General features: G+C 44.4%; 1 pseudogene. It reads right to left on the bottom strand.

Going from position 1 to position 675, the window contains the following annotated elements:
• Positions 1-675 (bottom strand): annotated as a pseudogene (locus tag A3762_RS26745) (phosphate ABC transporter permease); the annotation flags it as partial.

Below are 675 nucleotides of genomic sequence, written 5' to 3'. Positions count from 1 at the left end.
CGTTGACGATATTTTCACGTTTTGCATTGAGATCTAAAACCTGGATATGTCCGTCATTTGTACCGACAAATACAAAGCGCATCGCAGGTTCAGCAATGATAAATTTAGGTGCGACATCAAGTTGTGGGAGATCAACTTCTTCAGGCACTAAACGTATTTCACCGCTCAAAAAGTCTTCTTCTTGTTCGAATTGTTTTGCAACCAAGGCATTCGATTCTGTTACCGCGACGACCATTAGTGCGCCGTCACTTAAGGCAATAGAAATTTCTTTCAGAGGCTCGCCATTCTCAGATAGCTGCATAGCCTCTTCGCCGAATGGATATTCAATAAAAGGTTCAATCTTGCGCTGGTCATTGGGGTAAGTGATTTTATAGCTGTGCTGCAATACCAGAGCAGAACCATCACTTAGGCCAAGTACGAATTTGCGAGAAGCAGGATCTGCGTTGGCGACGCTAGATACTTCAACTCCCTCGGGAATCGGGAGAGATACAAGATTATCAATGCTCCCGTCTATTGTGTTAAAGAAAACTACCTTTCCTTGATCAGTTACACGAAAAGCTTTCTCGCCTTGCTCTTCTGTACCACTAAAAATTGTGCTTCCTGCAGCTTGTTCTGGAACATCGTAGGTAGCAACACGCTCTGCTTCGGCACTGGTGAATAGCGGTGCCACTTCAT

It is taken from the genome of Oleiphilus sp. HI0125 (assembly GCF_001635355.1).
This window is presented reverse-complemented; position numbering and strand designations above follow the sequence as displayed.